This window comes from Stenotrophomonas sp. AGC87, assembly GCF_057333975.1.
In genome coordinates, this window is record NZ_JBHFHW010000025.1 from 18,817 (window position 1) to 19,456 (window position 640).

Annotated in this window: 1 protein-coding gene; it reads right to left on the reverse strand. The window is 68.9% G+C overall.

Annotation, left to right across the window (positions count from 1 at the left end; translation table 11 throughout):
* Positions 1-46 precede the first annotated feature (46 nt).
* Positions 47-421: an HvfA family oxazolone/thioamide-modified RiPP metallophore gene (locus tag ACE026_RS09035; protein WP_486038733.1), complete on the reverse strand. Its 375-nt coding sequence runs from the start codon at positions 419-421 to the stop codon at positions 47-49.
* Positions 422-640: the final 219 nt, after the last annotated feature.

Below are 640 nucleotides of genomic sequence, written 5' to 3' on the forward strand. Positions count from 1 at the left end.
CGCCGCCGCAGGCAGCGGCGACGGGCCCAGGCCAGTGGCGAGGGCGTCAGTGCTTGGCACCGCACTTGCCTTCGCCGCATTTGCCTTCCGCCGTCTTCTTGTCGCCAGCGGTCGTTGCCTTGGCGCCAGCAGCCTTGCCCTTGTCGGCGCCGCACTTGCCTTCCCCACACTTGCCTTCGGCGGTCTTGGCACCGGTGGTCGCGGCCTTGTCGCCTGCCTTGGTGCCTGCCTTGTCGCCGTGCGCACCACATTTTCCTTCGCCACACTTGCCTTCGGCTGCCTTGGTCGCCGCTTGGCCGGCCACCAGGTAGCCCTGGGCCAGGTCGGTCATGCTCAACGCGGACGCCGAGGCGCTGACGCCCAGGCCTGCGGCCAGCGCAGTGGCCGCCAGCAGGGACAGCGAACGGGTGGGTGTGCTCATCGGGTAACTCTCCTTGGAATGGGCCGGGGCCCGGGATGGCTGCGTGGGGGCAGCAGGTGCGGCCATGGTGGCCCGGCCCAGCTCATCGAATCCTCACACAGGATTCAACGTTTCGTGAAGTGCAGTGCGTTGCGTTGGGTTATTCAACAGCGGTGGACGGGTCGGGGGCTGGGCCGCGATGCCCTTGTCGGCGAATGTCCCCCGGCGTCGGCCTGCGGC

Bases quoted from the DNA above. Each gene is read 5' to 3' on its own strand.
- ACE026_RS09035 (WP_486038733.1), bottom strand. From the start codon at position 421: ATGAGCACACCCACCCGTTCGCTGTCCCTGCTGGCGGCCACTGCGCTG.